Origin of the sequence: Hanstruepera marina (genome assembly GCF_019880635.1) — a bacterium.
In the GTDB taxonomy this organism is placed as follows: domain Bacteria; phylum Bacteroidota; class Bacteroidia; order Flavobacteriales; family Flavobacteriaceae; genus Hanstruepera; species Hanstruepera marina.
On record NZ_JAINVX010000001.1, the window covers coordinates 16,161 to 41,437 of the forward strand.

At 33.4% G+C, this 25,277-nt stretch carries 31 protein-coding genes; 30 read left to right on the plus strand and 1 reads right to left on the minus strand.

Going from position 1 to position 25,277, the window contains the following annotated elements:
- The first annotated feature begins 89 nt into the window (after positions 1-89).
- Positions 90-1,049 carry an NAD-dependent epimerase/dehydratase family protein gene (locus K7G76_RS00080; RefSeq protein WP_223032168.1) on the plus strand — a complete coding sequence of 320 codons (960 nt, stop codon included), beginning with the start codon at positions 90-92 and terminating at the stop codon, positions 1,047-1,049.
- Positions 1,050-1,161: 112 nt separating this feature from the next.
- Positions 1,162-1,764 (plus strand): hypothetical protein, encoded by a 603-nt coding sequence (locus K7G76_RS00085; protein ID WP_223032169.1) that lies wholly within the window; start codon positions 1,162-1,164, stop codon positions 1,762-1,764.
- 34 nt (positions 1,765-1,798) lie between these two features.
- On the opposite strand, the gene K7G76_RS00090 is transcribed toward K7G76_RS00085, so the two are convergent.
- Complete coding sequence (locus K7G76_RS00090; RefSeq protein WP_223032170.1) at positions 1,799-3,049, minus strand: NAD(P)/FAD-dependent oxidoreductase; 1,251 nt, start codon at positions 3,047-3,049, stop codon at positions 1,799-1,801.
- 94 nt (positions 3,050-3,143) lie between these two features.
- On the opposite strand from K7G76_RS00090, the gene K7G76_RS00095 reads away from it, so the two are divergent.
- Genes K7G76_RS00095 through K7G76_RS00230 form a run of 28 tightly spaced genes read left to right on the plus strand, consistent with a single transcriptional unit; the run spans position 3,144 to position 25,259 of the window.
- Positions 3,144-4,664, plus strand: coding sequence for an HAL/PAL/TAL family ammonia-lyase (locus K7G76_RS00095; RefSeq protein WP_223032171.1), 1,521 nt, complete (start codon positions 3,144-3,146; stop codon positions 4,662-4,664).
- 12 nt (positions 4,665-4,676) lie between these two features.
- Entirely contained in the window at positions 4,677-5,804 is a 1,128-nt protein-coding gene (locus tag K7G76_RS00100; protein WP_223032172.1) for a WG repeat-containing protein, read from the plus strand.
- A gap of 25 nt (positions 5,805-5,829) precedes the next feature.
- Positions 5,830-6,561, plus strand: coding sequence for a 3-oxoacyl-ACP reductase FabG (gene fabG, locus K7G76_RS00105; RefSeq protein WP_223032173.1), 732 nt, complete (start codon positions 5,830-5,832; stop codon positions 6,559-6,561).
- Positions 6,562-6,565: 4 nt separating this feature from the next.
- The gene (locus K7G76_RS00110; RefSeq protein ID WP_223032174.1) at positions 6,566-7,798 is read left to right on the plus strand and encodes a beta-ketoacyl-[acyl-carrier-protein] synthase family protein; all 1,233 of its coding nucleotides are present in this window, start codon (positions 6,566-6,568) and stop codon (positions 7,796-7,798) included.
- Positions 7,791-8,033 (plus strand): acyl carrier protein, encoded by a 243-nt coding sequence (locus K7G76_RS00115; protein ID WP_223032175.1) that lies wholly within the window; start codon positions 7,791-7,793, stop codon positions 8,031-8,033. The genes K7G76_RS00110 and K7G76_RS00115 overlap by 8 nt, the downstream gene beginning before the upstream one ends.
- Positions 8,034-8,051: 18 nt before the next feature.
- A complete protein-coding gene (locus K7G76_RS00120) occupies positions 8,052-8,933 on the plus strand; it encodes an LpxL/LpxP family acyltransferase (protein ID WP_223032176.1) in 882 nt (293 codons plus the stop codon).
- A gap of 12 nt (positions 8,934-8,945) precedes the next feature.
- Positions 8,946-9,869 carry a dialkylrecorsinol condensing enzyme DarA gene (locus K7G76_RS00125; protein WP_223032177.1) on the plus strand — a complete coding sequence of 308 codons (924 nt, stop codon included), beginning with the start codon at positions 8,946-8,948 and terminating at the stop codon, positions 9,867-9,869.
- A gap of 10 nt (positions 9,870-9,879) precedes the next feature.
- The gene (locus K7G76_RS00130; RefSeq protein ID WP_223032178.1) at positions 9,880-11,013 is read left to right on the plus strand and encodes a beta-ketoacyl-ACP synthase III; all 1,134 of its coding nucleotides are present in this window, start codon (positions 9,880-9,882) and stop codon (positions 11,011-11,013) included.
- Between the two features lies 1 nt (position 11,014).
- Positions 11,015-11,446 (plus strand): hypothetical protein, encoded by a 432-nt coding sequence (locus K7G76_RS00135; protein WP_223032179.1) that lies wholly within the window; start codon positions 11,015-11,017, stop codon positions 11,444-11,446.
- Complete coding sequence (locus K7G76_RS00140; protein WP_223032180.1) at positions 11,446-11,898, plus strand: ABC transporter permease; 453 nt, start codon at positions 11,446-11,448, stop codon at positions 11,896-11,898. The genes K7G76_RS00135 and K7G76_RS00140 overlap by 1 nt, the downstream gene beginning before the upstream one ends.
- A 7-nt stretch (positions 11,899-11,905) precedes the next feature.
- The gene (locus K7G76_RS00145) at positions 11,906-12,316 is read left to right on the plus strand and encodes a hypothetical protein (RefSeq protein ID WP_223032181.1); all 411 of its coding nucleotides are present in this window, start codon (positions 11,906-11,908) and stop codon (positions 12,314-12,316) included.
- Positions 12,306-13,304, plus strand: a complete 999-nt coding sequence (locus tag K7G76_RS00150; RefSeq protein ID WP_223032182.1) for a BtrH N-terminal domain-containing protein — start codon at positions 12,306-12,308, stop codon at positions 13,302-13,304. The genes K7G76_RS00145 and K7G76_RS00150 overlap by 11 nt, the downstream gene beginning before the upstream one ends.
- Positions 13,305-13,307: 3 nt before the next feature.
- A complete protein-coding gene (locus tag K7G76_RS00155) occupies positions 13,308-14,051 on the plus strand; it encodes an ABC transporter ATP-binding protein (RefSeq protein ID WP_223032183.1) in 744 nt (247 codons plus the stop codon).
- Positions 14,044-15,312 (plus strand): ABC transporter permease, encoded by a 1,269-nt coding sequence (locus tag K7G76_RS00160; protein WP_223032184.1) that lies wholly within the window; start codon positions 14,044-14,046, stop codon positions 15,310-15,312. Before K7G76_RS00155 ends, K7G76_RS00160 begins: the two co-directional genes overlap by 8 nt.
- Positions 15,290-15,742 (plus strand): acyl-CoA thioesterase, encoded by a 453-nt coding sequence (locus K7G76_RS00165; RefSeq protein ID WP_223032185.1) that lies wholly within the window; start codon positions 15,290-15,292, stop codon positions 15,740-15,742. Before K7G76_RS00160 ends, K7G76_RS00165 begins: the two co-directional genes overlap by 23 nt.
- Complete coding sequence (locus tag K7G76_RS00170; RefSeq protein ID WP_223032186.1) at positions 15,735-16,886, plus strand: beta-ketoacyl synthase N-terminal-like domain-containing protein; 1,152 nt, start codon at positions 15,735-15,737, stop codon at positions 16,884-16,886. Before K7G76_RS00165 ends, K7G76_RS00170 begins: the two co-directional genes overlap by 8 nt.
- 10 nt (positions 16,887-16,896) lie before the next feature.
- Positions 16,897-17,958: a methyltransferase gene (locus K7G76_RS00175; RefSeq protein ID WP_223032187.1), complete on the plus strand. Its 1,062-nt coding sequence runs from the start codon at positions 16,897-16,899 to the stop codon at positions 17,956-17,958.
- Between the two features lie 2 nt (positions 17,959-17,960).
- Positions 17,961-18,581 carry a 3-oxoacyl-ACP synthase gene (locus tag K7G76_RS00180; RefSeq protein ID WP_223032188.1) on the plus strand — a complete coding sequence of 207 codons (621 nt, stop codon included), beginning with the start codon at positions 17,961-17,963 and terminating at the stop codon, positions 18,579-18,581.
- A 1-nt stretch (position 18,582) separates the two neighbouring features.
- Positions 18,583-18,840, plus strand: a complete 258-nt coding sequence (locus K7G76_RS00185; RefSeq protein ID WP_223032189.1) for a phosphopantetheine-binding protein — start codon at positions 18,583-18,585, stop codon at positions 18,838-18,840.
- A 27-nt stretch (positions 18,841-18,867) separates the two neighbouring features.
- Entirely contained in the window at positions 18,868-20,070 is a 1,203-nt protein-coding gene (locus tag K7G76_RS00190) for a beta-ketoacyl-[acyl-carrier-protein] synthase family protein (protein ID WP_223032190.1), read from the plus strand.
- Positions 20,070-21,134: a beta-ketoacyl synthase N-terminal-like domain-containing protein gene (locus tag K7G76_RS00195; RefSeq protein ID WP_223032191.1), complete on the plus strand. Its 1,065-nt coding sequence runs from the start codon at positions 20,070-20,072 to the stop codon at positions 21,132-21,134. The genes K7G76_RS00190 and K7G76_RS00195 overlap by 1 nt, the downstream gene beginning before the upstream one ends.
- On the plus strand, positions 21,128-21,904 hold the full coding sequence (locus K7G76_RS00200) for a polysaccharide deacetylase family protein (RefSeq protein WP_223032192.1): 777 nt from the start codon (positions 21,128-21,130) through the stop codon (positions 21,902-21,904). Before K7G76_RS00195 ends, K7G76_RS00200 begins: the two co-directional genes overlap by 7 nt.
- Positions 21,897-22,514, plus strand: coding sequence for a LolA family protein (locus K7G76_RS00205; protein ID WP_223032193.1), 618 nt, complete (start codon positions 21,897-21,899; stop codon positions 22,512-22,514). The genes K7G76_RS00200 and K7G76_RS00205 overlap by 8 nt, the downstream gene beginning before the upstream one ends.
- Complete coding sequence (locus K7G76_RS00210) at positions 22,495-23,103, plus strand: hypothetical protein (RefSeq protein WP_223032194.1); 609 nt, start codon at positions 22,495-22,497, stop codon at positions 23,101-23,103. Before K7G76_RS00205 ends, K7G76_RS00210 begins: the two co-directional genes overlap by 20 nt.
- A complete protein-coding gene (locus tag K7G76_RS00215; RefSeq protein WP_223032195.1) occupies positions 23,100-23,729 on the plus strand; it encodes a porin family protein in 630 nt (209 codons plus the stop codon). Before K7G76_RS00210 ends, K7G76_RS00215 begins: the two co-directional genes overlap by 4 nt.
- A complete protein-coding gene (locus tag K7G76_RS00220; protein WP_223032196.1) occupies positions 23,729-24,094 on the plus strand; it encodes a 3-hydroxyacyl-ACP dehydratase in 366 nt (121 codons plus the stop codon). The genes K7G76_RS00215 and K7G76_RS00220 overlap by 1 nt, the downstream gene beginning before the upstream one ends.
- 7 nt (positions 24,095-24,101) lie before the next feature.
- On the plus strand, positions 24,102-24,599 hold the full coding sequence (locus tag K7G76_RS00225; protein WP_223032197.1) for a hypothetical protein: 498 nt from the start codon (positions 24,102-24,104) through the stop codon (positions 24,597-24,599).
- Between the two features lie 6 nt (positions 24,600-24,605).
- Positions 24,606-25,259 (plus strand): hypothetical protein, encoded by a 654-nt coding sequence (locus K7G76_RS00230; RefSeq protein ID WP_223032198.1) that lies wholly within the window; start codon positions 24,606-24,608, stop codon positions 25,257-25,259.
- Positions 25,260-25,277 lie beyond the last annotated feature (18 nt).

Below are 25,277 nucleotides of genomic sequence, written 5' to 3' on the forward strand. Positions count from 1 at the left end.
CTTTAATTTTTGGTTCTTTTTTACGATAAAATTAGGGAAACATCATGAAAATCTTATTATTTTTGATGACCCTTTAACACATTCAATTAATGAGTCCAAAAATCTTAATCATTGGAGCTTGCGGTCAAATAGGTTCTGAACTAACTGTAAAGTTAAGAAGCATTTACGGTAACGATCAGGTGGTCGCTAGTGATATAAGCTATAATAATTTAGATATTGTTAATTCTGGTTTATTCGAAATTTTAGACGCCCAAGACTATGCTAGCCTTAAAATATGTATTGAAAAATACGAAATCGATACGGTTTATTTAATGGCAGCCATGTTAAGTGCAACAGGAGAGAAATACCCCATGAAAGCTTGGGATTTAAATATGAACTCATTATTTCATGTTTTAAATTTAGCAAAAGAAGGATTTATTAAAAAAGTATTCTGGCCATCAAGTATTGCTGTTTTTGGGCCTACCACACCAAAAATCAATACACCTCAATATACTGTAATGGAACCCTCAACGGTTTACGGCATAACCAAACAAGTAGGTGAACGTTGGTGTGAATATTATTTTAACAAGTATAATGTTGATGTAAGAAGTATTCGCTATCCGGGAATTATTAGTTACAAAACACTACCTGGTGGTGGCACGACAGATTACGCAGTTGATATTTATCACAAAGCTCTTTCTGATAGTCATTACGATTGTTTTTTAACTGAAGGAACAGAACTTCCAATGATGTTTATGGACGATGCCATAAAAGCAACAGTAGATATCATGCAGGCTCCAGCAGAATCTATTAAAATTAGGTCGGCTTACAATTTAGCTGCTGTTAGTTTTACACCTAAAGAGGTTGCTGAATCGATTAAAAAGCAGCTTCCAGATTTTACTATTTCTTACACACCGGATTTCCGTCAGGATATCGCTGATTCGTGGCCCAAAAGTATAGACGACAGTGAAGCTAGAAATCACTGGAATTGGAAGCACCAGTTTGATTTAGAGGGAATTACTTCTGAAATGCTAACTAATTTAAAAAAGAAGACTCCACAGCATTCATAACATTTATAGTTTTTTGCGATAATTAAGAGCAATAAAAAATACGTCATTCCTCGTATATATTTATAGCATAAGTTGTTTTATATTGCGTTGATTAATCAAACAACCAAACATCATGAAAAACATTTTTTTAATTACATTATTACTTATTACCACATCAATAGTAGCACAGAAATCTAAAGTTACCAAAGGAGATTGGGAGGACTTAAAAGGTATTACAGAATATACTCTTGAATTTGACTATTCAGATTTAGAAATTCCAAAATATGATTCTGAAAAAGCGTTTTTAGAAGACAAAATCGCAAAACGCGAAGAGAAAGAGCCAGGAACAGGCGAAAAATTTAAGGAATCTTGGTTTTCAGATAGAGAAGAATATTATGAGCCTAGATTTATTGAGACTTTTAATGACAGGTATAAAGATGGTGTTGTAAAAGTTGATAGAGATTTAGGAAGTGCTGAATATACCATGAAAGTTCACACAACACTTATTTACCCAGGCTATAACGTAGGTGTTGTTAGACACAATTCGAAAATTGAAGTCACAATAGATGTCTATAAAAATGATAGCCCTAACGACATTATTTTTTCAGTTGATTATACTAAAGTTGAAGGTGCAGGTAATGGTGGTTTCGATTTTAACTCTGGACAACGAATTGCAGATGCCTATATTATATTAGCCCGTAGATTGACTAAGGACATGTATAAAAACACAAAATAGAATTACATAAATGGTACCAACAAAAAAGCGAGCCCTAAACAGACTCGCTTTTTTCTTTTCCCATATTTATAATATGTGCCATGGTTTTTACCAATCTGTTATGCTTAACAACAAAAGGGTTTGTTGTATCCCAAACATATCCTGCTAAAACCGCACAAATTTGCTCTTTTACTTCAGGGTTTTCAGGCCTATGGAAAAACAAGGTTTGTAAATTTCCTGTATACCACTCTTTAACGTAAGTAGCAAAAACATCAACACCGTATTTTATATAATTGGTATAGTTTTCTTCCCAATTTACAACTTCGCCTTTTAATTCTTTAGCAATTAACTTGGCTGCCTTTAAAGCTGATTCGGTAGCAAACGTTACACCAGACGAAAACACAGGGTCTAAAAACTCGGCACTATTACCTGTTAATGCGTAGCCTTTCCCATAAAATTGTTTCACTGCTTTGGAGTAGTTTCTAATACTTTTTGGCTCGAATAAAAATGGCACATTCTTAAAACGTTCATAATAATAATCAGATTCTTTTAGCATGCTTCTTAAGCGTTCTTCAGTAGTACCTTCAAATGAATCTATAAACTCATTTTTACCAACAAATCCAATACTGGTATTACCATTGGAAAAAGGTATAACCCAAAACCAGGTATCTTTACTCAACACATCAAATGTAATCAGCGTCCCTTCTTCTCCTTTTGGTCTATTTATATCTTTCACGTGTCCAAAAATTGAAGAATGTTCTGGTATTGATGATGGCTTTTCTAAATCTAACAATCTTGGTAATACTCTACCGTAACCGCTTGAGTCCACAATAAATCTAGCATGGATATTATAGTTACTTCCATTGTCATCTATTACTTCAGTTACTGAGCTTCCATCATCAGCAAATTTTACTGCCACCACTTCATGCTCAAAAGCAATGTCAACACCTTTTTTTACAAGGTCTTCTACCAATAAATTATCAAAATCGGCTCTAGGTACTTGCCATGTCCAATTCCAACCATCTGTATGCTTTTTACTGAAATCGAAGTTACATACAATATCATCCCTTAAAAACCGTGCGCCTCTTTTTACTTCAAAATTTCCTGCCTTTAAAGCATCTAATAAACCAACTTCTTCAAAATGATCCATACACCTTGGCAACAAACTTTCGCCTATAACAAAACGCGGAAATTTGCTTTTCTCAACCACTTTTACATCAAAGCCATTTTTATGTAAGTAAGCTGCTGCAACTGAACCTGATGGCCCAGCACCAATGATTAAAACATCTGTATTTATATCCTGCATGGGTTATGTAGTATAAATTGATTTATTATTATAAATTTGCAATCGGAAATACCCAAATGAGTTTGGTTGTTCAAATATAATACTAAAAGCATACATGTTAAAATTTAAGGGCAAATTAGGAATAGAAGATTTTTATAAAGTCATTTTCGAAAATCAATCTATTCAAATTGAAGATGAGATTATAGAGCGCGTAGATAAGAGTTTTAACTTTCTAAAAGAGTTTTCTGAAAACAAAGTTATATATGGTGTTAATACTGGTTTTGGACCAATGGCTCAATACAAAATTAAGGATTCTGAACGTATTCAACTTCAGTATAACTTAATTAGAAGTCATGCTTCAGGAACTGGTCAGCCTATTGCACCTATGTATGTGAAGGCTGCCATGCTTGCACGTTTAAACACATTATCTTTAGGTCATTCCGGAGTGCATTCTTCAGTAATTAAACTTATGGCCGAACTTATAAATAGAGATATTACACCTTTAATTTATGAGCATGGAGGCGTTGGTGCCAGTGGAGATTTAGTGCAATTAGCGCATTTAGCTTTAGTATTAATTGGTGAAGGTGAGGTATTTTATAAAGGGAAAAAACTCGATACCAAGACTGTTTTTGAGACCGAAGGATTACAACCTATTTCTGTTGAGTTACGAGAAGGCTTGGCTCTAATGAATGGTACATCGGTAATGACAGGTATTGGAATTGTAAATGCCATTTATTCTAGACGTTTATTAAATTGGATGACGTCTTGCTCCGCCTCGATCAATGAAATTGTAAAAGCTTACGACGACCACTTATCATACGAACTCAACCAATCAAAAAAACATTTAGGACAAAGAGCCATCGCTGAAAGTATGCGAGAGCATCTTAAAGATAGTGGCTTAACTAGAAAACGTGAGCATCACTTGTATAGCAAAAATGAAGATGTTTCAGTGTTCAAAGAAAAAGTTCAGGAATACTATTCATTGCGTTGTGTCCCTCAAATTTTAGGACCAGTTTTGGATACACTAAATTCGGTTGAAGCTATTTTAATTGAAGAAGTAAATTCGGCAAACGACAACCCAATTGTTGATGTTGAAAAAAAGCATGTATATCATGGTGGGAATTTCCATGGCGATTATGTTTCGCTTGAAATGGACAAGCTAAAAACTGTTGTCACCAAATTAAGTATGCTTTCCGAAAGACAACTCAATTATCTATTGAATGCCCGATTAAATGACATGCTACCTCCTTTTGTCAATTTGGGTCAATTAGGATTAAATTTCGGTATGCAAGGTGTACAGTTTACTGCAACTTCAACAACTGCAGAAAACCAAATGCTGTCCAACCCTATGTACATCCATAGCATCCCTAACAATAACGACAACCAAGATATTGTAAGTATGGGAACAAATGCAGCCTTAATTACTAAAAAAGTTATTGAAAACGCTTTTGAAGTATTAGCTATAGAACTCATTACAATAGTACAAGCTATAGAACATCTTGAAGTGCAAGATCAAGTATCTTCAAAAACTAAAAAGATGTATAATGAAATTAGAAATATAGTTCCTATATTTACTGAAGACGTCGTCATGTATCCTTATGTCAATAAGGTTAAAGACTACATAATTAACCATTAAATGCTATTAATCATGAAAACAAAATGTCTGTTACTAATTTGTTTAGTTACGGTATTAACTAGCTTTGCCCAAGAATTAGCTCTTGCTAATGCAGATGGAAAGTTTGGTTATATCAATAAAACGGGAAATTGGGAAATCGAACCACAGTTTAAAGTCGCTAAAAACTTTTCGGGCGATTTGGCTGAAGCCATGAACGATAATAAAAAATGGGGTTATATCAACCGTAAAGGCGAGTGGGTAATTGAACCTCAATTTGATAAGACAAAAGAATTTAATTCTGGAATAGCACTTGTACTTAATAATAAAAACTGGGGCTATATTAACACTAAAGGAGAACCGGTTCTCACCAATATCTCTTCAGAAAAACTTTATGACTTTGAAAACGGCTACGCTATTTATAGAAAAGATGATGGTGTTGGGTTTATAGATACTAACGGCAAAGTGGTTATTGAGCCTAAATTTAAAAAAGTTTTCAATTTTGAAAACGGATATGCCAAAGTACTTGAAGGCGAAAAGTGGGGATTAATTGACACTTCAGGGAATTATTTTGTTAAAACCGAATACGATGGTGTTAGCAACTTTTATAATGGCAATGTTGTTGCCAACAAAGGGGAGTCTTACGGTTTAATTATAAATGGTGAGTTTAAAGAAATACCAGGAGCTGAAAAAATTTGGGATTTTTCGGTGAATGGCACTAACACCTACGCTAAAAAAAATGATAAAATAGGTTTTATAGATAGTGAAGGTAATTGGATTGTAGAACCACAATATGACAAAGCCAGGGCTTTTATTAACGGTTTAGCTCCTGTGCTTAAAGGGAAAGAATGGGGCTACATAAATACTTCTGGAGAAGTTGTTATTCCATTTCAATATCGCGATGCTGAAATATTTAGTGAAGATGGTTTAGCTGCTATAAAAGTTTCTAAACTTTGGGGCTTTATCAATGACAAGGGCGAAATGGTTATTGAAGACAAATATGACATCACAGCTGGTGGGTTTTCAATCTTTCAAAAAAATAATCAAAAAGGGTTTTATAACGGTTTAGCTCGAGTAAAGGATAAAAAGTCTTGGGTTTATATTAATACCAAAGGTGAAGTTCTCAATAATATGACCTTTGAAAATTTAGAGCTTTTTAAATAACCCATAATCAAAAATTACTTTTTACATGAAATGTGCCCTAATAACTGGCGGATCTAGAGGAATTGGCAAGGCTATATGCGAACAGTTAGCGAAAGATACAGATTATCATATTTTAATTAACTATAATTCCAACGAAACAGCCGCTTTAGATACGCTTAAAACTGTTGAATCCCATGGGAATTCCGGTGAAATTATCAAGTTTAATGTTTCAAATTCTGACGAGGTAAACACCGCATTAAATACATGGCAAGAAAACAACAAAGATGCTGTAGTTGAAGTAATAGTTAACAATGCAGGAATTACCAAAGATGGCTTGTTTATGTGGATGCCGCAACAAGATTGGCAAGATGTTTTAAACACCTCGTTAAATGGGTTTTATAATGTTACCAATAACCTCATTCAAAAAATGTTACGTAACCGATACGGAAGGATCGTTAATATTGCATCCGTTTCGGGCGTAAAGGGAACGGCAGGGCAAACCAATTATTCGGCTGCAAAAGGTGCTTTGGTAGCTGCCACAAAAGCACTTGCCCAAGAAGTTGCAAAAAGAAAAATAACAGTAAACGCTGTTGCTCCTGGTTTTATAAAATCGGACATGACAGCTGAACTAGATGAAGCGGAGCTTAAAAACCTAATCCCAATTAATCGGTTTGGAGAGCCCGAAGAAGTTGCTCATGCCGTTTCGTTTTTAGTTTCAAAAAAAGCTTCTTATATTACCGGAGAGGTTATTAATATTAATGGAGGAATCTACTCTTAATTAAATGAATAGGGTTGTTATTACTGGAATGGGAATTTACTCGTGCATAGGTAAGAACCTTGCTGAAGTAAAGGAGTCATTATACCAAGGCAAATCTGGTATTGTTATAGACAAAGAACGTATAGATTTTGGTTATCGTTCACCGTTAACTGGTATGGTAGAACCCCTTAATTTAAAATCAATGCTCTCAAGAAGAGAGCGGATAAGTTTAGGACAAGAGGGTGAGTATGCTTATGTTGCTACAATTGAAGCTTTAGAAAACGCGAAAATAACTCAAGATTTTTTAGACGCCAATGAAGTTGGTATCCTTTATGGCAATGATAGCACAGCACAATCTGTTGTTGACTCGGTTGATATTATTAAAGCTAAAAAAGACACAACACTCGTAGGTTCTGGTGGCGTTTTTAAAAGTATGAATTCATCGGTTACCATGAATTTATCTACAATATTTAGACTAAAAGGTGTGAATTTCACAATAAGTGCAGCTTGTGCTAGTGGTTCACATGCTATTGGAATGGGTTATCATCTTATTAAAAGCGGCTTACAAGACTGCATTATTTGTGGTGGAGCTCAAGAGATAAACCCAGTATCTATGGGTAGCTTTGATGGTTTAGGTGTATTCTCAACTCATGTCAACAATCCTAAAGAAGCTTCTAGGCCATTCGATAAAAACAGAGATGGCCTGGTACCTAGTGGAGGAGCCGCTACATTAATTTTAGAATCTTATGAAAGTGCCATAAAACGAGGCGCACCTATTCTAGGCGAAATTGTTGGCTATGGATTTTCTTCAAATGGCGAACACATTTCCACACCAAATGTAGACGGTCCAGCAAGGGCTATGAAAATGGCACTTAATCAGGCTCAAGTAAATCCATCAGACGTACAATATGTAAATGCCCACGCCACATCAACTCCAGTTGGGGATGCCAATGAAGCAAAAGCCATTTTCGAGGTGTTTGGAGAAAATGGTCCTTATGTTAGCTCAACAAAATCCATGACTGGCCATGAATGTTGGATGGCTGGAGCTAGTGAAGTAATCTACTCTATGCTCATGATGCAGCATGATTTTATTGCACCTAACATTAATTTAGAAAATCCAGATGAAGATTCTTCAAAATTAAATTTAGTCAGTAAAACAATAGATAAAAAAATTGATGTATTTTTGTCCAATTCGTTTGGATTTGGCGGAACAAATTCGGCGTTAATAATCAAAAAACAATCTAATGGTAATGGATAAAGAGGTTATTATTGAAAAAATAAACGACTTTCTTATTGATGAGTTTGAAGTTGAAGAAGAAAATATTGCTCCCGAAGCAAATTTGAAAGAAGCCCTTGAACTTGACAGTTTAGACTTTGTTGATTTAGTTGTTGCTGTAGAATCGAATTTCGGAGTAAAATTGGTTGGTGAGGACTTTGTTAATGTAAACACACTTCAAGATTTTTACAATCTTATCGAAAATAAATTAAGCTAAAAAGAGCACTAAATATGTATGGCTGCTGAATGGCAAGGAAAATCTAGAGGAACGGTTCTAGGATACAAGATTTTTGTATTTTCCATGAAGCATTTAGGTTTAAGAGCCGTATATTTTATTTTGTATTTTGTAGCCGCTTATTTCTGTTTTTTTTCTAAAAACAGTTCTAAATCAATCTACTATTATTTTCGGCAACGTTTACAATACTCCAAATTAAAAAGCCTTGTAAGTATTTACAAAAGTTATTATGTTTTTGGACAAACCATTCTTGACAAAATTGCCATTAATTCTGGTTTAAGTCATAAATTCACTTATGTTTCTTATGTTTCAGATTTAATAAATGAAGCCCTTAAAGAAAATAAAGGTGGTATTTTAATTAGTGCCCATGTTGGCAATTTTGAAGTCTCTGAATATTTTTTGAGTAATTTAGAAGTAGACACATCTGTCAGCATACTTACAACCGATGTAGAGCATACGGCCATTAAAGAATATTTAGACAGTGTAAAAGAAAAATCAAGAGTCAATTTAATAATAATAAAAGAGGATTTATCTCATATATTTGAGATTAATGCTGCGCTAGCACGAAACGAAATTGTTTGCATTACAGGAGACCGTTATGTTAAAGGGTCTAAATATTTAACAGAAGAATTATTGGGCAAGAATGCTAAATTTCCTGCTGGTCCTTTTATGTTGTCCTCTAGACTTAAAGCCCCTGTTATGTTTGTCTATGCCATGAAAGAAAGTAATAGACATTACCAATTATATGCCAGAAAGTCGGAAGCAAAGCACAGAGATGCACAAGCCTTATTAAAAGAATATGCAGAAAGTGTCACCTGGATGTTAGAAAAATATCCTTTGCAATGGTTTAATTATTTCGATTTTTGGGACGACTTAAAATAAGTTTTAAAGTAGATGAAAGAAGTTTTAATTATACATTACTCGCAATCCGGACAATTAACCGAGATCTTAAATAACATAATTTCTCCGTTAAACCCTAAAGAGGTAAATATAACACGTTTTGAAATTGAAATGGAGAAGCCCTTCCCTTTTCCATGGCCCAAAGCTGAATTTTACGGTGCTTTCCCAAAAACTTATAAACAAAAACCGCAAAAAATAAAGCCTATTCCAGAAGACATATTAAATAAAAAATATGATTTAATTATTTTTGGATACACCATATGGTATCTAACCCCTTCACTTCCTACAACATCTTTTCTAAAAACTCCAGAGGCCAAACAACTGCTTAATAACACGCCTGTAATTACTGTTATTGGTTGTAGAAATATGTGGATAATGGCTCAAGAAAAAATGAAACGCCATCTTAAAGAATTAGAGGCTAATTTGGTTGGTAATATAGCATTAGTTGACAGACATATAAACCACATAAGTGTTATAACTATAGCACAGTGGATGTTCTCTGGAAAAAAGGAGCGCTTTTTGGGGATTTTCCCCAAGCCAGGTGTTTCCCAAAAAGATATTAATGATTCATCTAAATTTGGAAATGTCATTGCAAAACATTTGCACAACAATGACTTTCAAACACTTCAAAATGAGCTTTTAAAAGATGGCGCTATTAAAATAAAGCCATTTTTGATTACTGTTGACAAGAGAGCCAATGTCATTTTCTCAAAATGGGCCCATTTAATCACCTCCAAAAGTGAAGAAAACTCATCAAAACGGGCTTTTTTAGTTAAAATGTTTAAATATTACCTATTATTTGCTATTTGGCTTATTGCTCCTATAGTTTTTATCTTATTTTTGTTGACTTATTTACCTTTGTATCGTCAAATACAAAAAGATAAAGTATATTACGCATCTGTTGCATTAAAAGAGTAGGCATTTTAAAATGAAGGAAGTTTATATTACCAAAATATCAAAATTTTTACCTAATCGTCCCATTAGTAATGATGAGATGGAAGAAAAATTGGGCGTAATTAATGGGAAGTCTTCTAAAGGACGTCGTATTGTTTTGCGTAACAATCAAATAAAAACAAGGTATTATGCTATTGATGATGATGGAAATATAACTCACAACAATGCGCAACTTACAAAAGAAGCAATTGCAAATTTATGCGAAGGTACTTTAGAGCCTTCAGAAATAGAACTATTGTCCTGTGGAACATCTAGCCCAGACCAAATATTACCATCGCATGCGGCAATGGTTCATGGATTTCTTAAAAATGGAAACACAGAAATTAATTCGCCTTCTGGCGCATGCTGTTCTGGAATGAATGCCTTAAAATTTGGATATCTTTCTGTCAAGTCGGAACAAACAAAAAATGCTGTTTGTACTGGTTCTGAACGCACCTCTTCATGGATGAAATCTGATACTTTTGAAGAAGAGTTAAAATACCTTGAAACACTCGAAGAAAATCCAATATTAGCTTTTAACAAAGACTTTTTACGTTGGATGCTTTCTGATGGTGCTGGGGCTTTTTTATTGGAAAATGAACCAAAAGGCAATCAGCCCCTTAAAATAGAATGGATGGAAGGGTATTCATACGCACATGAATTAGAAGCATGTATGTATGCTGGTGCAGATAAATTAAACAACGGTTTTTTAAAGCCTTGGAGTGAATACCCATCAGATCAATGGAGTAAAAAATCGCTTTTCGCCATGAAGCAAGATGTAAAACTTTTAGGCGAAAATATTCTTAAAAAAGGTGTGGATAGTTTAAAGCAAGCCTTAAACAAGCACAATCTTAAAAGTTCAGATATTGATTATTACCTACCTCATATTTCTTCAAATTTCTTTAAAGAAAAACTTTATCAAGAAATGGTAGACCAAGGAACCGAAATACCTTGGGAAAATTGGTTTATGAATTTAAGTAAAGTTGGTAATGTTGGAGCTGCTTCAATTTATATCATGTTGGACGAGCTTGTTGCCTCTGGAAAATTGAAAAAAGGTGATAAAATATTATTATCTGTTCCAGAAAGTGCTCGTTTCGCTTACGCCTATGCACTTTTAACTGTCTGTTAAAATGGTTAAATCACAATTGCCATTAACTAATATTTCGCATTTAATTCCGCAAAAAGCACCATTTGTAATGGTAGATACGCTTTTAGAATTCACTAATGAAAAAGTTGTTTCAGCTTTTAAAATATTGGATAATAACCTGTTTATTGAAAATGGAAAATTAAATGAACCTGGTTTAATTGAGAATATGGCTCAAAGTGTAGCCCTACATACGGGTTATGATTATTTTTTAAAAGGTGAGCAGGCACCAACAGGCTACATAGGCTCAATAAAAAAAATAGAGGTTTTTAAACGCCCCGCGTTAAACGATATTATTACAACTAGGGTTGATATCTTACACGAATTTGATGGCATTACTATGGTTAAAGTAACTGCTTATAACACCGAAAATGAACCGCTCGCTTCAGGAGAAATGAAAACTGTTATTGCCAAATAATGAGTCTGAAATATTTAGACATAAAAAAGTTTTTACCACATCGTGCACCATTTTTAATGGTCGACAACGTTCTATCTATTGACGATGAGCATGTTTCAACATCATTTAAAATTGAAGCTGATTGTATTTTCAACGATAATGGATTTTTTAATGAAGCTGGTTTAGTTGAAAATGCGGCTCAAACCTGTTCCTCTATAGTAGGAAAAAGTTATTTTAAAGAGGATGATTTTGAAGGAAAAGGCATTAAGCTAATTGGTTTTATTAGCGCCATAAAAAAAGTAACCGTTTTTAGGTGCCCTAAAGTTGGCAGTACCATTATTACAAATGCCAAATTAAAATCCAGATTTGATACAGATGACTATAGTATTTGTACTATAAATTGTATAACAACTTTAGACAGTAAAGAATTACTATCTTGTGAATTAAATTTGGTGATACAGGAACTCAAATAAATTCAGCATGAAAAAAGATGAAGTCCCTCAAGACAAAAGCAATTTAGAATCCGCTAATTTTAAGGAATTGTGCTATGCTGTTGATGAAAATGGTGACTACACAACGGTTAACAGCTCGGGTTGGGATCCTAAAACCATAGCTTTAAATAAAGCCATTGAAGAAATTAAAGAGCGTGTGGAAAATGCAAGACAACGCGTTTTAAACAACGAAACAAGTCCTATTGAATACTATATGGAACTACACAAAATGGATCTGCCAATTTTAGCAAGCTATGTAGGGATTTGGAAATGGCGAGTAAAAAGACATTTTAAGCCTAGTATCTTCAATAAATTATCAAATAAAACACTTGAAAAGTATGCTAATGTATTTGACATTAGTATTGAACAATTAAAAAACATTGAGCTTCATGCAGATTAATTTTACACACCACCAATCAGCACATTGCGAAAACGGTGTGATTTCCAACTTAATGAAACACCATGGCTTTAATGTTAGCGAACCTATGGCATTTGGTATTGGTTCGGGGCTTTTGTTTTGTTACATACCGTTCTTAATGGTAAACCATGCGCCGGCTTTTACCTATAGAGCCTTACCAGGAATTATATTCAAACGTTTTGCGAAACGTGTTGGTATAAAAATTAAACGCGAAAAATTTAAAAATCCACAACTAGCAAAAGCTCGGTTAGATGAAAATTTAAAAAACAATAATCCAGTAGGTTTACAAGTAGGTGTTTACAATTTAGTTTATTTCCCTGATGAATATCGTTTCCATTTTAATGCCCATAATTTAGTTGTTTATGGAAAAGAGAATGACACCTATTTAATTAGTGACCCGGTTATGGAAACCGTAACCACATTAACCGATAAGCAACTAGAAAAAGTACGTTTTGCCAAAGGCGCATTTGCCCCAAAAGGACATATTTACTATCCTATTGATTTCCCAAAAGAATTAAACCTTGAAAAAGCAATAATAAAAGGAATAAAACATACTTGTCGGGATATGCTTGCACCTATGCCTGTTTTAGGTGTAAAAGGAATACGCCATACGGCAAAACTTATAAGAAAATGGCCCAAGAAAAAAGGTGTTAAAAAAGCCAATCATTATTTAGGCCAGATAGTTAGGATGCAAGAGGAAATTGGTACAGGTGGTGGTGGCTTTAGATATATTTTCGCTGCCTTTTTACAGGAATCTAGCAAGGTTTTAAACAAACCCGAATTGTCAGAACTGTCAAAAGAAATGACCAATATTGGAGATCTTTGGCGCGATTTTGCTGTTGATGCCTCTAGAATTTATAAAAATCGAAGTGCTAAAGATGATGCTTATAACAATGTTGCCTCGCAACTTGAAGTTATTGCAGATAAAGAAGAAGTATTCTTTAAAAAACTAAAGAAAGCTGTAAAATAAAGCATGATAAAAATTGAACAAGTTTCTAAAAAATATAAAGGTTCCGAAAGTTATTCGGTATCTAATATAGGCTTGTTGATTCATGAAAAGGAAATTTTTGGTTTACTAGGTCCAAATGGTGCAGGAAAAACCACTTTAATTTCTATGTTATGTGCACTTATTAAACCAACTTCGGGTACTTTTTCCATAGACGGTTTAACTTATCAAAAAAATAAAAACCAGCTTAAACAACATATAGGCATTGTTCCGCAGGAATATGCACTATACCCTTCATTAACTGCTTTTGAAAACTTAAAATATTTTGGAAGTATGTATGGCTTAAAAGGAAAAGAATTAGACACTAAAATCAACCAAACGCTTGAACATTTAGGTTTACTTCATTTTGCTCATAAAAAAATAGATGCGTTTTCTGGAGGTATGAAACGCCGTGTAAATTTAATTGCTAGTATACTTCATACTCCAAAGGTTTTATTTTTAGATGAACCAACTGTTGGCGTAGACGTACAATCCAAGAATGTTATTATTGAGTTTCTTCAAGAGCTTAATAAAAATGGAACGACAATAATATACACCTCACATCACTTAAATGAAGCCGAGAAATTTTGCACACGAGTTGCCATTATAGACCATGGAAAAATAATTATTAAAGGTCATCCCAAAGATTTAATTAAAAATAATGATGGTGCACATAATCTCGAAGACGTTTTTATTAATTTAACTGGAAAAGCCTTAAGAGATCATGCATAAGTTAATGGCTTCAACATATAAGGAGTTTTTATTGCTCACCCGAGATATTGGTGGCATTGCTATTTTATTTATTATGCCACTTGTGCTTATTATTACTATTACTTTAATTCAGGATAGCACATTTAAAACAGTTACAGATTATAAAATTCCTATTTTAATTGTCAATAACGATAATGGCCATGTATCAAAAACCATTTTAGAAGGTCTAGAAAAGTCTAATACCTTTGAAATAAACTTAAAAGAAGCCGAAAATACCGCAAGGGATTTAGTATTCAAAGGCAAATACCAATTGGCAATTATAATTCCTGAAAATTTAAGCTCTGGTTTAGATAAAAAGGTATCACAAAACGTTGATGGCATTATTGAAAAATTCGGATTAGAAGAAACCTCCGATAATTTTCAACAAGAAATAATTGAAAGTAAGGAAGTTAAATTATACTTTGACCCAGCTACACAATTAACCTTTAAGAATTCAGTTAAAAATGGTATCGATAAAATGGTTGCAAAAATTGAAACCGAATCCATTTACAAAGCGTTTCAAGAGCAGCTAACAGATGACCCTTCAGAAGTTATTTTTGATACTGAAAGCTTTATTACCTTCAACGAAATACTGCCACAAAAAGACAATGAAGAATACATACCCAATTCTGTTCAACATAATGTTCCGGCATGGACATTGTTTGCCATATTCTTTATAATAGTTCCACTCTCCATAAATATTGTTAAAGAAAAAAGTCAGGGCACTTTTGTTAGACTACGAACAAATCCCGTTTCCTATGCTATAGTATTAGGTGGAAAAACGTTAGTTTATTTAATAGTTTGCCTGATACAATTTATTTTAATGCTTATGGTAGGCTTATATGTATTTCCTGCCATTGGTTTACCTACCCTAGATATTTCTGGACGCTTGCCACTTCTTTTTGTTGTAGCAGTTTTTGCCGGATTGGCAGCAATTGGATTAGGTTTATTACTAGGTACCATTGCCAAAACCCAAGAGCAATCGGCTCCATTTGGCGCAACCTTTGTTGTCATTTTAGCAGCATTAGGTGGTGTTTGGGTTCCTGTTTTTGTTATGCCAAAAATCATGCAAGCCCTATCTCAAATTTCACCAATGAATTGGGGTTTAAATGCTTTTTACGATGTATTTTTACGAAATGGTTCGTTATTAGATATTTTACCTGAAATTAGTCTGTTGTTACTGTTTTTTTTAGCAACCACTTTAATTGCAATAGTTTATAATGAAAAGAAAAATGCCGTATAACCCCAAAGAAATTACACACACTAGTGAAGTACGTGTTCGCTTTGTTGAAACTGACCCATTGGGAATTGTTTGGCATGGCAACTATATACAGTATTTTGAAGATGGTCGTGAGGCATTTGGCAGACATCATGGTATTTCTTATTTAGACCAAAAAAAGTTTGGGTTTGCAACGCCTATAGTGAAATCAAGCACAGATCATAAACTACCCTTACGTTATGGTGATATAGCAACCATTAAAACAATTTATGTGGACAGTCCTTCTGCCAAAATGGTTTTTAGATACGAAATTTACAATCAAAACAATCAACTCGTCTGTACGGGTGAAACCATTCAAGTATTTGTTGATAAAATTGGTGAAGGTGACCTGTGGTTAACCATTCCGCCATTTTTTAAAGATTGGAAACAAAAAGTAGGCTTACTGGATGAATAAAACCTATGTGTCATATAACAATATTATCTCATCACTGGGTTTTGATAGTGAAACCGTTGTTGAAAACATTCACAATGAAATTTCAGGATTAAAACTAATAAACAACCAAGCTATTTTGCCGGAGTCGTTTTATTCTGCTTTAATCAATACTGGTGATTTAGAAAATGCTTTTCAAAAGCTTCATCCAAACCAAGATTATACACGTCTTGAAAAAATGATGATAACTGCTTTACACAAGGTCATCAACGATTCTAATTTAGAGTTAAACAAGCGAGTTGGTTTAATTATCTCAACAACAAAAGGCAATATAGATGCATTGGACGATAATAATTCATTTCCAAAAGACCGCTCTTATTTAGATGTATTGGGAAAGGCTATCAAAAATTTTTTCAATTTTGAAAATGATGCCATTATTGTTTCCAACGCATGTGTATCTGGAGTTTTAGCTGTAGGCATAGCTAAACGCTTTATCTTGCAAGATGTTTACGACCACGTTTTTATAGTAAGTGGCGATGTGGTTTCAGAATTTATATTATCTGGATTCAATTCCTTTCAGGCCTTAAGTGACAAACCTTGCAAACCCTATGACAAAAACAGAACAGGTATTAATATAGGTGAGGTGGCTGCAAGTGCTTTAGTAACAAAAAACAATACTAATCTTGCGGAGGAAGCCGTTGAAATTCTAGGTGAAAGCTCATGTAATGATGCCAATCATATTTCAGGACCCTCTCGAACAGGCGAAGGACTCTATAGAAGCATTCAATCTGCTATGAAACAGGCAAAGATAAGTCCATCTGAAATCGATTTTATTTCAGCTCATGGCACAGCCACACTGTTTAATGATGAGATGGAGGCTATTGCCGTTAACCGCTGTAATATTCAGAATACTCCTCTAAACAGCTTAAAAGGCTATTTTGGCCATACATTAGGTGCATCTGGATTATTAGAAACCATTATCGGGATGCATTCATTAAAAAACAACACGCTTTATGCATCAAAAGGTTTTGAAACATTAGGCGTTTCACAACCCTTAAATGTTATAAAACAAACAACAAAACCAACCAAACCGTTACAAACATTTCTTAAAACCGCTTCTGGTTTTGGAGGATGTAACACGGCAATAATTTATAAAACACTAACATAAAATGACGACAATGACAAAAAAACCAATTAGGGCCATTGATGCCGTTGAAGAAGCCGAGAGAATTGCCTTTGCTCCATTCGTATTTCAAGCCGTTGTAGCCCTGCGTAAACTAGGTATTTTTAATTTAATTTTTCAGTTTAGAAAAAAAGGAGGGATTTCTATTGAAAAATTAGCTGAAGAATTAGAATTAAGTGTTTATGGTATTGGTGTTTTATTAGAAATAGCCGAAAGTTATAGAATAGTTGACCAAGATGATTCTGGTAATTTTGAATTAACCACAACGGGTTACTTTTTAGCTTTTGACAGAACGGTTGATGTTAATATTAACTTTACCCAGGATGTATGCTATAAAGGGCTTTTCCATTTAACCGATGCAATTAAAACCGGTAAGCCTTCGGGTTTAAAGGAACTTGGTAACTGGAATACTATTTATGAGGGTCTTTCCGTACTTCCTAAAGATGTTCAAAAAGCTTGGTTTGAATTTGATCATCATTATTCAGATGATGTGTTTCAGGAAGCTTTAGAATTTGTGTTTAGAAATAACCCTAAAACTATATATGACGTCGGAGCAAACACCGGGAAGTTCGCCATAAGCGGCAGTAAATATAATGACTCGGTTACCATAAAAATGGTGGACCTGCCTGGCCAATTAAGAATAGCACGTGCAAATGTTGAAGCTGCTGGTTTTGGAAATCGTGTAACACATCATGAAATAGATTGGTTATCTGAAAATCCACAATTACCAAAAGGCGCAGATGCTATTTGGATGAGTCAGTTTTTAGATTGTTTCTCTGAAGATGAAATCTTAACCATTCTAAAAGCTTGTGCCGATGCCGTAAATGACGATGGTGAAGTATTGATTATGGAAACGTTTACTGATAGACAGAGATTTGATAATGCAAAATTTGTTCTAGAAGCAACTTCATTATATTTTACCGTTATGGCCAATGGAAACAGTAAAATGTATCCTTCAAAAGTATTGATAAGACTTATTGAGAAAGCAGGCTTGGCAATCACAGAAGATATTCAGGTTGGTGAATATCACACTATTTTAGCATGTAAGAAAAAGTAAGATTGAAAAACAACTATTACATATCTTCATATTGTCATATTAAAAACAATACTGTTAGGCTAAACGGAAATATCGTTTATCATGATAATTCTGAAACCTTTTCAGAGTTTATAAAGAACCTTTATCGAGCAGAAAACACCAAATATGCCAAGTTTTTTAAAATGGATAACTTAAGTAAGTTAGCATTTATGGCGGCAGATATTATATTAAAAAATGAAAACCTCAATACGGATACTGACAATAATATTGCGCTGGTTTTTTCAAATAAGGCAGCTAGTTTAGATACAGACCGTAAACATCAAACTTCCATACAAGACAAACAAGACTATTATCCTAGTCCTGCGGTATTTGTATATACTTTACCTAATATATGCTTAGGTGAGATTAGTATTAAATATAAACTGTTTTCTGAAAATAGTTTTTTTATCTTTGACAGCTTTAATGCAGACCATTTATTTAACTATTCAAATAGTTTGTTAGATTTAAATAAATCGGAAGCTGTATTAAGCGGTTGGGTTGATTTTGATGATACTAATTATGAAGCTTTTTTATATTTAGTGTCTAGATCAGGAGGAGGTACAATTCACGACAAACAAAACATAATAACACTATATAACAGATAATATGGACGCTTTAAAACAAGAATTAAAAGAAAACATCATAGAGCAATTAAACCTTGAAGATATGACACCAGCTGATATTGCTGATGATGACATGCTTTTTGGTGATGGTTTAGGTTTAGACTCAATTGATGCATTGGAGCTTATTGTAATGCTTGATAAAAACTATGGTATTAAGTTAACAGATCCTAAAGAAGGGCGTACCATTTTTGAGTCAATAAACACAATGGCAGCTTATATTACTGAACACAGATCTAAATAAGCTATATCTACAGGTGCAGGGAATTTTATGAGTAGAGGAGTCGCAATAACTGGAATGGGTATAATTTCTGCCATTGGCAACAATGTCGCTGAAAATTATCAGGCTCTTATTTCAGAAACTAAAGGAATTTCAAGAATTTCAAAAATAAAAACTACGCACCAAAATGATATTATGGTTGGTGAAATAGCCTATACCAACCAAGAACTAGAAACTCTTTTAGGACTTACTCCAGACAACAATTATTCTAGAACAGCATTTCTTGGCGCCATTGCTGCTAAAGAAGCTATTAACGATGCCAATATATCTGATATCAACAAATACAAAACCGGTTTGGTTTCGGCTACTAGTGTTGGTGGTATGGATATGACTGAAAAGTATTATTATGAGTATCTGGATGATGCAACGCATAGAAAATATATTGCAGGACACAACGCTGGAGATTCTTCTCAAAAAATAGCTGAGCAACTAGGTATTGAGCAAAGTTTAGTTACTACAATAAGTACGGCTTGTTCATCTGCTGCCAATGCCATAATGTTAGGCGCAAGACTTATTAAATCAGGTCAGTTAGACCGAGTTGTCGTTGGTGGTTCAGACTGTTTGTCAAAATTTACCATAAACGGTTTTAAAACGTTAATGATATTATCAGACACCTACAACACTCCTTTTGACGATAATAGAAAAGGATTGAATTTAGGTGAAGCTGCGGCATTTCTGGTTTTAGAATCTGATGCCGTTGTTAATTCTGAAAACAAAAAGGTACTAGCCTATGTAAAAGGTTACGGCAACGCCAATGATGCGTTCCACCAAACAGCATCTTCCGACAATGGTGATGGCGCCACTTTAGCTATGGAAAAAGCATTACAAGTTGCCAATTTTTCATCTAAAGATATAGACTATATTAACGCACATGGTACTGCAACTGGTAATAATGATTTATCTGAAGGACGTGCTATAATTCGTGTGTTTGGAGAGAATGTTCCAGATTTCAGCTCTACTAAAGCTTACACGGGACATACGCTGGCTGCTGCTGGAGCTGTTGAAGCAGTATATTCTGTTTTAGCACTTCAAAATAATGTTATATTCCCCAATTTGAATTTCAAAACCCAAATGCAGGAATTTTCAATAACACCTCAACTTACATTTAAAGAAAAACCCTTACAGACCGTAATGTCTAATTCATTTGGATTTGGAGGAAATTGTTCAACTGTCATATTTTCAAAAGAAGCTTGATGAAAAGTGTATATATAAATAGTGTTGGGTCAATTTCTGTTCAAAAAACGTATGAAAGCAATAATTTTCTTGAAGAAATAGTTGAATATAATGATACCGTAATACCTGCCCAAGATCCTAATTATAAAGATTACATTCCTCCCGCTGCTGCCAGGCGTATGGCCAAGGGTATAAAAATGGGCATTGTAGCATCAAAAATGGCACTGCAGGATGCAAGTTTAGAGCAAGTTGATGCCATAATAACTGGAACAGGTATGGGTTGCTTACGTGATTCTGAAAAGTTTTTAAGTAATATTTTAGATAATGACGAGCAATATTTAACGCCTACGCCGTTTATTCAGTCGACTCACAATACGGTTGGTGGCCAAATAGCTTTGGAATTACAATGTAAAGGGTATAACTTTACCTATGTGCATGGTAGCAATTCATTTGAATCTTGTTTAATAGATGCTAAATTACAGCTCGAACAAAACGAAGCCCAAAATATTTTAGTTGGCGGTGTAGATGAAATTGGCGAGCATACTGTAAAACTATTAAAATTAGTAGGCCAAATAAAAACAGAACCTGTTAATAGTAGTGAGTTACTACTATCTAATACTAAAGGCGTTGTTTTTAGTGAAGGTGCTAATTTCTTTGTGTTTTCAAACCAACAACAAGCATCTAGTTATGCCGAAATTGTAGGTGTCGATATTTTTAACACCCTACCAATAGAATCTGTTTCTAATACAGCAGAAAGCTTTCTAAAAGACCATAATTTAAGTGTTAATGATGTTGATTTAGTTATACTTGGTAATAATGGAGATGTTAGATTTGATGATTTTTACAACACATTAACTTCAGGCATTTTTAAAGAAACACAGCAAGCTTATTACAAACATTTAAGTGGTGAATTTCATACAGCTTCATCCTTTGGGTTTTGGTTGGCTGCTAACATTTTAAAAGCGCAGTCGCTTCCAAAAGTGGTAAAACTTAATGATAAAAACACATCTCAATTTAAAAACATACTTTTATACAACCAGTTTTGTGGAGAAAATCATAGTTTCACTTTACTTCGTAAATGCTAAATTTTAAATCAATAAACATAATAACAATTGTTGTCTTTATAGGTTTACTAGTATTATTTTTGTTTTACTCCATATCACCTTGGTGGTTTGGTCTGCTGTTTTTAATTTGGTTTTCAATTACCGCATTGGGTTCTGCAATTATAGGTTTGAATTATCACGTCGAAAGCTTAATCAATAATCCCGAAATTCAAGAAAACCATATCGCTATTACTTTTGACGATGGTCCTCACCCAGAATTTACACCCCAAGTTTTAGCCATATTAAAACAGTATAATGCAAAAGCTACGTTTTTCTGTATCGGAAAACATGTAAAAGCGTACCCTAATGTTTTTAAACAAATTCTAAACGAAGGGCATACCGTTGGAAACCATACGTATTCCCACAATAATATGTTTGGTTTTTTTAGTACTAAAAAAGTAATTACTGAACTACAACAGACCCATAAAATTGTTAATGACTTAACAGGGCTATCGTTACAACTTTATCGCCCTGCTTTTGGAGTAACCAATCCAAGAATTAAAAAGGCTGTTAAAACACTAGCATTATATTCTATTGGTTGGAATAAGAGATCATTCGATACTACCTCTATTAGCAAACAGCAAATACTAAATCGGATTACTAAAAACTTAAAACAGGGTGATGTTATTCTGTTACACGATACCAGTTTGAAAACAGTAGAGGTTTTGGAACAGTTATTGTTATTTTTACAGCATAAAAATTTAAACGCAGTTACAATTAATGAACTTTTTAACATTAAAGCTTATGCGTAGGTTATGCTTTATTTTAATTCTAGTCAGTACAACAGTAATGGCTCAAACCCCATTAAACAATTCTGAATCCAGAATGCTAATAAAACGTGTTAAGGATAAAGCCTTAACAACAAAAACCATATTAAGCGATTTTACCCAATACAAGCATTTAGACTTTTTAACCAACGATATCATTACCCACGGTAACCTTTCATTTAAAGCTCCAGATTTGGTTAAATGGGAATATACCAATCCTTATAGCTATTCCGTGATTTTTAAAAACGAAACACTGTATATTAACGATGAAGGCAATAAAAGTGAGGTTAACATTGGTTCGAGCAAACTATTTAAGCAATTAAACAATCTTATAATAAAAAGTGTAAAAGGTGATATGTTTGATGACTCTGAATTTGACATTTCATATTTTAAAAATGACAATCAATTTATTGTGCATTTCAAACCCAGAGATAAGAAATTTGCCAAATATATAAGTGATTTTCATATTTCATATAATCAAGATGGCGATGTAGAAGAAGTAAAAATGATTGAAGCATCAGGCGATTATACTAAAATTGTTTTCAGCAAAAAGGTTCTAAATAAGCCAATTGATAATGCGGTATTTAATAATTAGTTTGTTCGTTTGTTGTACAAGCTGTGCATCGTATCCCAAAAAACAAGGTTTATCTCCAATTGTTCATACTGCACAAACCGTAAAAAACTCCTATTTTTCTGACACAGCCAAAGATTATGTTTATAAAGCCAACATAATGGTTTATGATCATAATTTCAGTGGATTATTTATTGTAAAAAAAACAAGCACCAATTCCCACCGTGTGGCCTTTACTACAGAAATGGGGAATAAACTGTTTGATTTCTCTTTTACTGAATCAGATTTTAAGATTAATTATATTCTTGATGAATTAAATAAAAAAATGCTGATTAACATTTTAAAATCAGATTTTCAAACACTTACACACGAAAACTTTAAGGTTAGTCAAGTATTTACTAAACAAGACGATTTAGTGTTTAAAAGCATGGTGAACAACAAACATTACTACCTTTATAAAGAAAATGAACTCTATAAAATTATTAGAACAAATAAAACAAAAGAAAAAGTCGTGTTTACGTATTCAGAAATAAATAATAGTTTTGCAAACAACATAATAATTGAACACAAAAACATAAAACTCAACATCACCCTTAAATCAATTTCGCAATGAAAAAATTCATTTTATCTTTTGCAGTAGTTATGATAACAGCTGCATCGTTCTCTCAAGTAAAAGTTCGTCCAGGAATTAGAACCGGGTTAAACTTATCAACAGTTACCGATTTAAACAACTCATCTAGAAAAATAGGTGTTAACGGCGCTATTTTTGTGAACTTAAGATTAGGTGGATTTTATGAATTACAACCTGAATTCACTTACTCAAATCAAGGTTGGTCGCAAGATTTTCCTAACATTGAGCCCTATAACGATCCTATTTATCAAAATAACAATAATGATGATGTAAGTGTTCATTACATTGGAATGGCGGTAACTAACAAATTCTATTTTGTACCAAAAATAGGATTGCATTTTATAATTGGTCCTAGTATTGAAGTTAATGTGTCTGACAATTTGTATTATGACGATCTTACACCTGTAGACTTTGCACTGTTTGGTGGACTGGGTTACGAATTCCCTATAGGGCTTGGTATAGAAGCACGCTATAAGCAAGGACTAATTGATGTCCGTGACGGTTATTATGATTATTACTTTGATGACAACAACAACGACTATTACAATGGAAGCAATAAGTTAAATTCTGTTTTTCAATTTAATGTCTATTATAAATTTGGATGGTAATGTTATTAAAGAATTTTTACATTGTAAATAGCTTAAATTATGAGAATGGTCAGGCTAATGCTAGCATAACCATTAACAAAAACCATGTGGTTTTTAAAGGGCATTTTCCTGGAAATCCTGTAACACCAGGTGTTTGCATGATGCAAATCATCAAGGAATTATCAGAGCAAGTCCTAAACAAAAAATTATTTATGGAATCGGCTAGTAATGTAAAATTTATGGCCATTATTAACCCAGAAAAAACACCAGATTTACACTTAAATTTAGATATAAGTGAAACAGATTCTGGTTATCGGGTTAAAAATAGTACCACTTTTGGAGACACTATGGCATTAAAATTGACAACAAATTACAAGGTCATTTAAAAATGTTATGAAACACTTTTTTTTAATACTAATAGCTTATTCCTTTATATCTTATAATATATCCTTAACAGAAGTGCGTGAGGCTTATAAGGCGGCTGCCAACGACAAAACTAAAGTTGAGGGCTTTTACAACATGTTGTCTGAAATTACAAAAGAAGACAAAGGCGCTTTAGTAGCTTACAAAGGGGCTTCAATAGCTTTGCAAGCTAAATATGCTAAAACTATTAAAGAAAAAAAAGAAGGGTTTATCAATGGTATTAGCTACATAGAATATGCCATAAAAACTGACCCCAATAATATTGAGCCACGTTTTGTACGTCTAGGCATACAGGAAAATACGCCAAAATTATTAAAATATAAGGACGCCATAGATGAAGACAAACAATTTATTCTTAAACAGTTTCAATATATTAAGTCCAAAAATCTAAAAGAACATATTCGCGATTACATATTACAATCCAGTATTTTTTCAACAGAAGAAAAACAGCTAATTAAAAATCAATAACTAAACATGAAACAACTAACCATCCTACTCATTCTACTTCTTAATATTTCAGTATTCGCACAAGACACCATTGTAACCTCAAATAATGAAGAAATTCCTGCTAAAGTTGAAGAAATTCACATAGAAACCATTTCATATAAAAAACCTGATAATTTAACCGGCCCTTCTTATCACATAAAAAAAACTGAAGTTTCAAAAATTATTTTTGAAAATGGTACAGTTGAAACTTTTGATGCAAAACCTACAGAAGACAAAAGTGACATCTCATATGAAGAAACCCAAGCTTTTTTAGTTGAATACATTGGCAAATACTGTTATGATGACAATGGCTATCTAAAGAACAAGTATGTAGCAAAGTTTGAAGGTGATTATTTACGATTAACCATCATGAACAAAAATCAAACAAAGGAATTGAGTTCTAACTTATACGATTTTAAAAGTGTTTATTCCTTTAAAAGACCAGATAACAGAGATAAAGAATTAGCTTTTATTAATTTACATGTGCCGTATTTGGCCAATAAAAAAAAGGACAAATGGGAGCGACTTAAATTGGTTATGAGTGTAAAAGGTCATGACAATGCAGAATCTATTGTTAACGCTTTAAAACATTACAACTACCTTCTAAAACAAAAAAGTAAAAAACCAGGCCAAAAATTTTAGACGTTTTTATTTTCACAA

Excerpts from the sequence above, each read along its gene's own strand:
- K7G76_RS00115 (WP_223032175.1), top strand. The coding sequence starts at position 7,791 with ATGGATAAAGAGGTTATTATTGAAAAAATAAACGACTTTCTTATTGAT.
- K7G76_RS00225 (WP_223032197.1), top strand. The coding sequence starts at position 24,102 with ATGAAACACTTTTTTTTAATACTAATAGCTTATTCCTTTATATCTTAT.
- K7G76_RS00185 (WP_223032189.1), top strand. The coding sequence starts at position 18,583 with ATGGACGCTTTAAAACAAGAATTAAAAGAAAACATCATAGAGCAATTA.
- K7G76_RS00200 (WP_223032192.1), top strand. The coding sequence starts at position 21,128 with ATGCTAAATTTTAAATCAATAAACATAATAACAATTGTTGTCTTTATA.
- K7G76_RS00215 (WP_223032195.1), top strand. The coding sequence starts at position 23,100 with ATGAAAAAATTCATTTTATCTTTTGCAGTAGTTATGATAACAGCTGCA.
- K7G76_RS00110 (WP_223032174.1), top strand. The coding sequence starts at position 6,566 with ATGAATAGGGTTGTTATTACTGGAATGGGAATTTACTCGTGCATAGGT.
- K7G76_RS00210 (WP_223032194.1), top strand. The coding sequence starts at position 22,495 with ATGCGGTATTTAATAATTAGTTTGTTCGTTTGTTGTACAAGCTGTGCA.
- fabG (WP_223032173.1), top strand. The coding sequence starts at position 5,830 with ATGAAATGTGCCCTAATAACTGGCGGATCTAGAGGAATTGGCAAGGCT.
- K7G76_RS00135 (WP_223032179.1), top strand. The coding sequence starts at position 11,015 with ATGGTTAAATCACAATTGCCATTAACTAATATTTCGCATTTAATTCCG.
- K7G76_RS00190 (WP_223032190.1), top strand. The coding sequence starts at position 18,868 with ATGAGTAGAGGAGTCGCAATAACTGGAATGGGTATAATTTCTGCCATT.
- K7G76_RS00195 (WP_223032191.1), top strand. The coding sequence starts at position 20,070 with ATGAAAAGTGTATATATAAATAGTGTTGGGTCAATTTCTGTTCAAAAA.
- K7G76_RS00205 (WP_223032193.1), top strand. The coding sequence starts at position 21,897 with ATGCGTAGGTTATGCTTTATTTTAATTCTAGTCAGTACAACAGTAATG.
- K7G76_RS00080 (WP_223032168.1), top strand. The coding sequence starts at position 90 with ATGAGTCCAAAAATCTTAATCATTGGAGCTTGCGGTCAAATAGGTTCT.
- K7G76_RS00085 (WP_223032169.1), top strand. The coding sequence starts at position 1,162 with ATGAAAAACATTTTTTTAATTACATTATTACTTATTACCACATCAATA.
- K7G76_RS00120 (WP_223032176.1), top strand. The coding sequence starts at position 8,052 with ATGGCTGCTGAATGGCAAGGAAAATCTAGAGGAACGGTTCTAGGATAC.
- K7G76_RS00095 (WP_223032171.1), top strand. The coding sequence starts at position 3,144 with ATGTTAAAATTTAAGGGCAAATTAGGAATAGAAGATTTTTATAAAGTC.
- K7G76_RS00165 (WP_223032185.1), top strand. The coding sequence starts at position 15,290 with ATGAAAAGAAAAATGCCGTATAACCCCAAAGAAATTACACACACTAGT.
- K7G76_RS00090 (WP_223032170.1), bottom strand. The coding sequence starts at position 3,049 with ATGCAGGATATAAATACAGATGTTTTAATCATTGGTGCTGGGCCATCA.
- K7G76_RS00140 (WP_223032180.1), top strand. The coding sequence starts at position 11,446 with ATGAGTCTGAAATATTTAGACATAAAAAAGTTTTTACCACATCGTGCA.
- K7G76_RS00230 (WP_223032198.1), top strand. The coding sequence starts at position 24,606 with ATGAAACAACTAACCATCCTACTCATTCTACTTCTTAATATTTCAGTA.
- K7G76_RS00155 (WP_223032183.1), top strand. The coding sequence starts at position 13,308 with ATGATAAAAATTGAACAAGTTTCTAAAAAATATAAAGGTTCCGAAAGT.
- K7G76_RS00160 (WP_223032184.1), top strand. The coding sequence starts at position 14,044 with ATGCATAAGTTAATGGCTTCAACATATAAGGAGTTTTTATTGCTCACC.
- K7G76_RS00130 (WP_223032178.1), top strand. The coding sequence starts at position 9,880 with ATGAAGGAAGTTTATATTACCAAAATATCAAAATTTTTACCTAATCGT.
- K7G76_RS00100 (WP_223032172.1), top strand. The coding sequence starts at position 4,677 with ATGAAAACAAAATGTCTGTTACTAATTTGTTTAGTTACGGTATTAACT.
- K7G76_RS00220 (WP_223032196.1), top strand. The coding sequence starts at position 23,729 with ATGTTATTAAAGAATTTTTACATTGTAAATAGCTTAAATTATGAGAAT.
- K7G76_RS00125 (WP_223032177.1), top strand. The coding sequence starts at position 8,946 with ATGAAAGAAGTTTTAATTATACATTACTCGCAATCCGGACAATTAACC.
- K7G76_RS00175 (WP_223032187.1), top strand. The coding sequence starts at position 16,897 with ATGACAAAAAAACCAATTAGGGCCATTGATGCCGTTGAAGAAGCCGAG.
- K7G76_RS00145 (WP_223032181.1), top strand. The coding sequence starts at position 11,906 with ATGAAAAAAGATGAAGTCCCTCAAGACAAAAGCAATTTAGAATCCGCT.
- K7G76_RS00170 (WP_223032186.1), top strand. The coding sequence starts at position 15,735 with ATGAATAAAACCTATGTGTCATATAACAATATTATCTCATCACTGGGT.
- K7G76_RS00150 (WP_223032182.1), top strand. The coding sequence starts at position 12,306 with ATGCAGATTAATTTTACACACCACCAATCAGCACATTGCGAAAACGGT.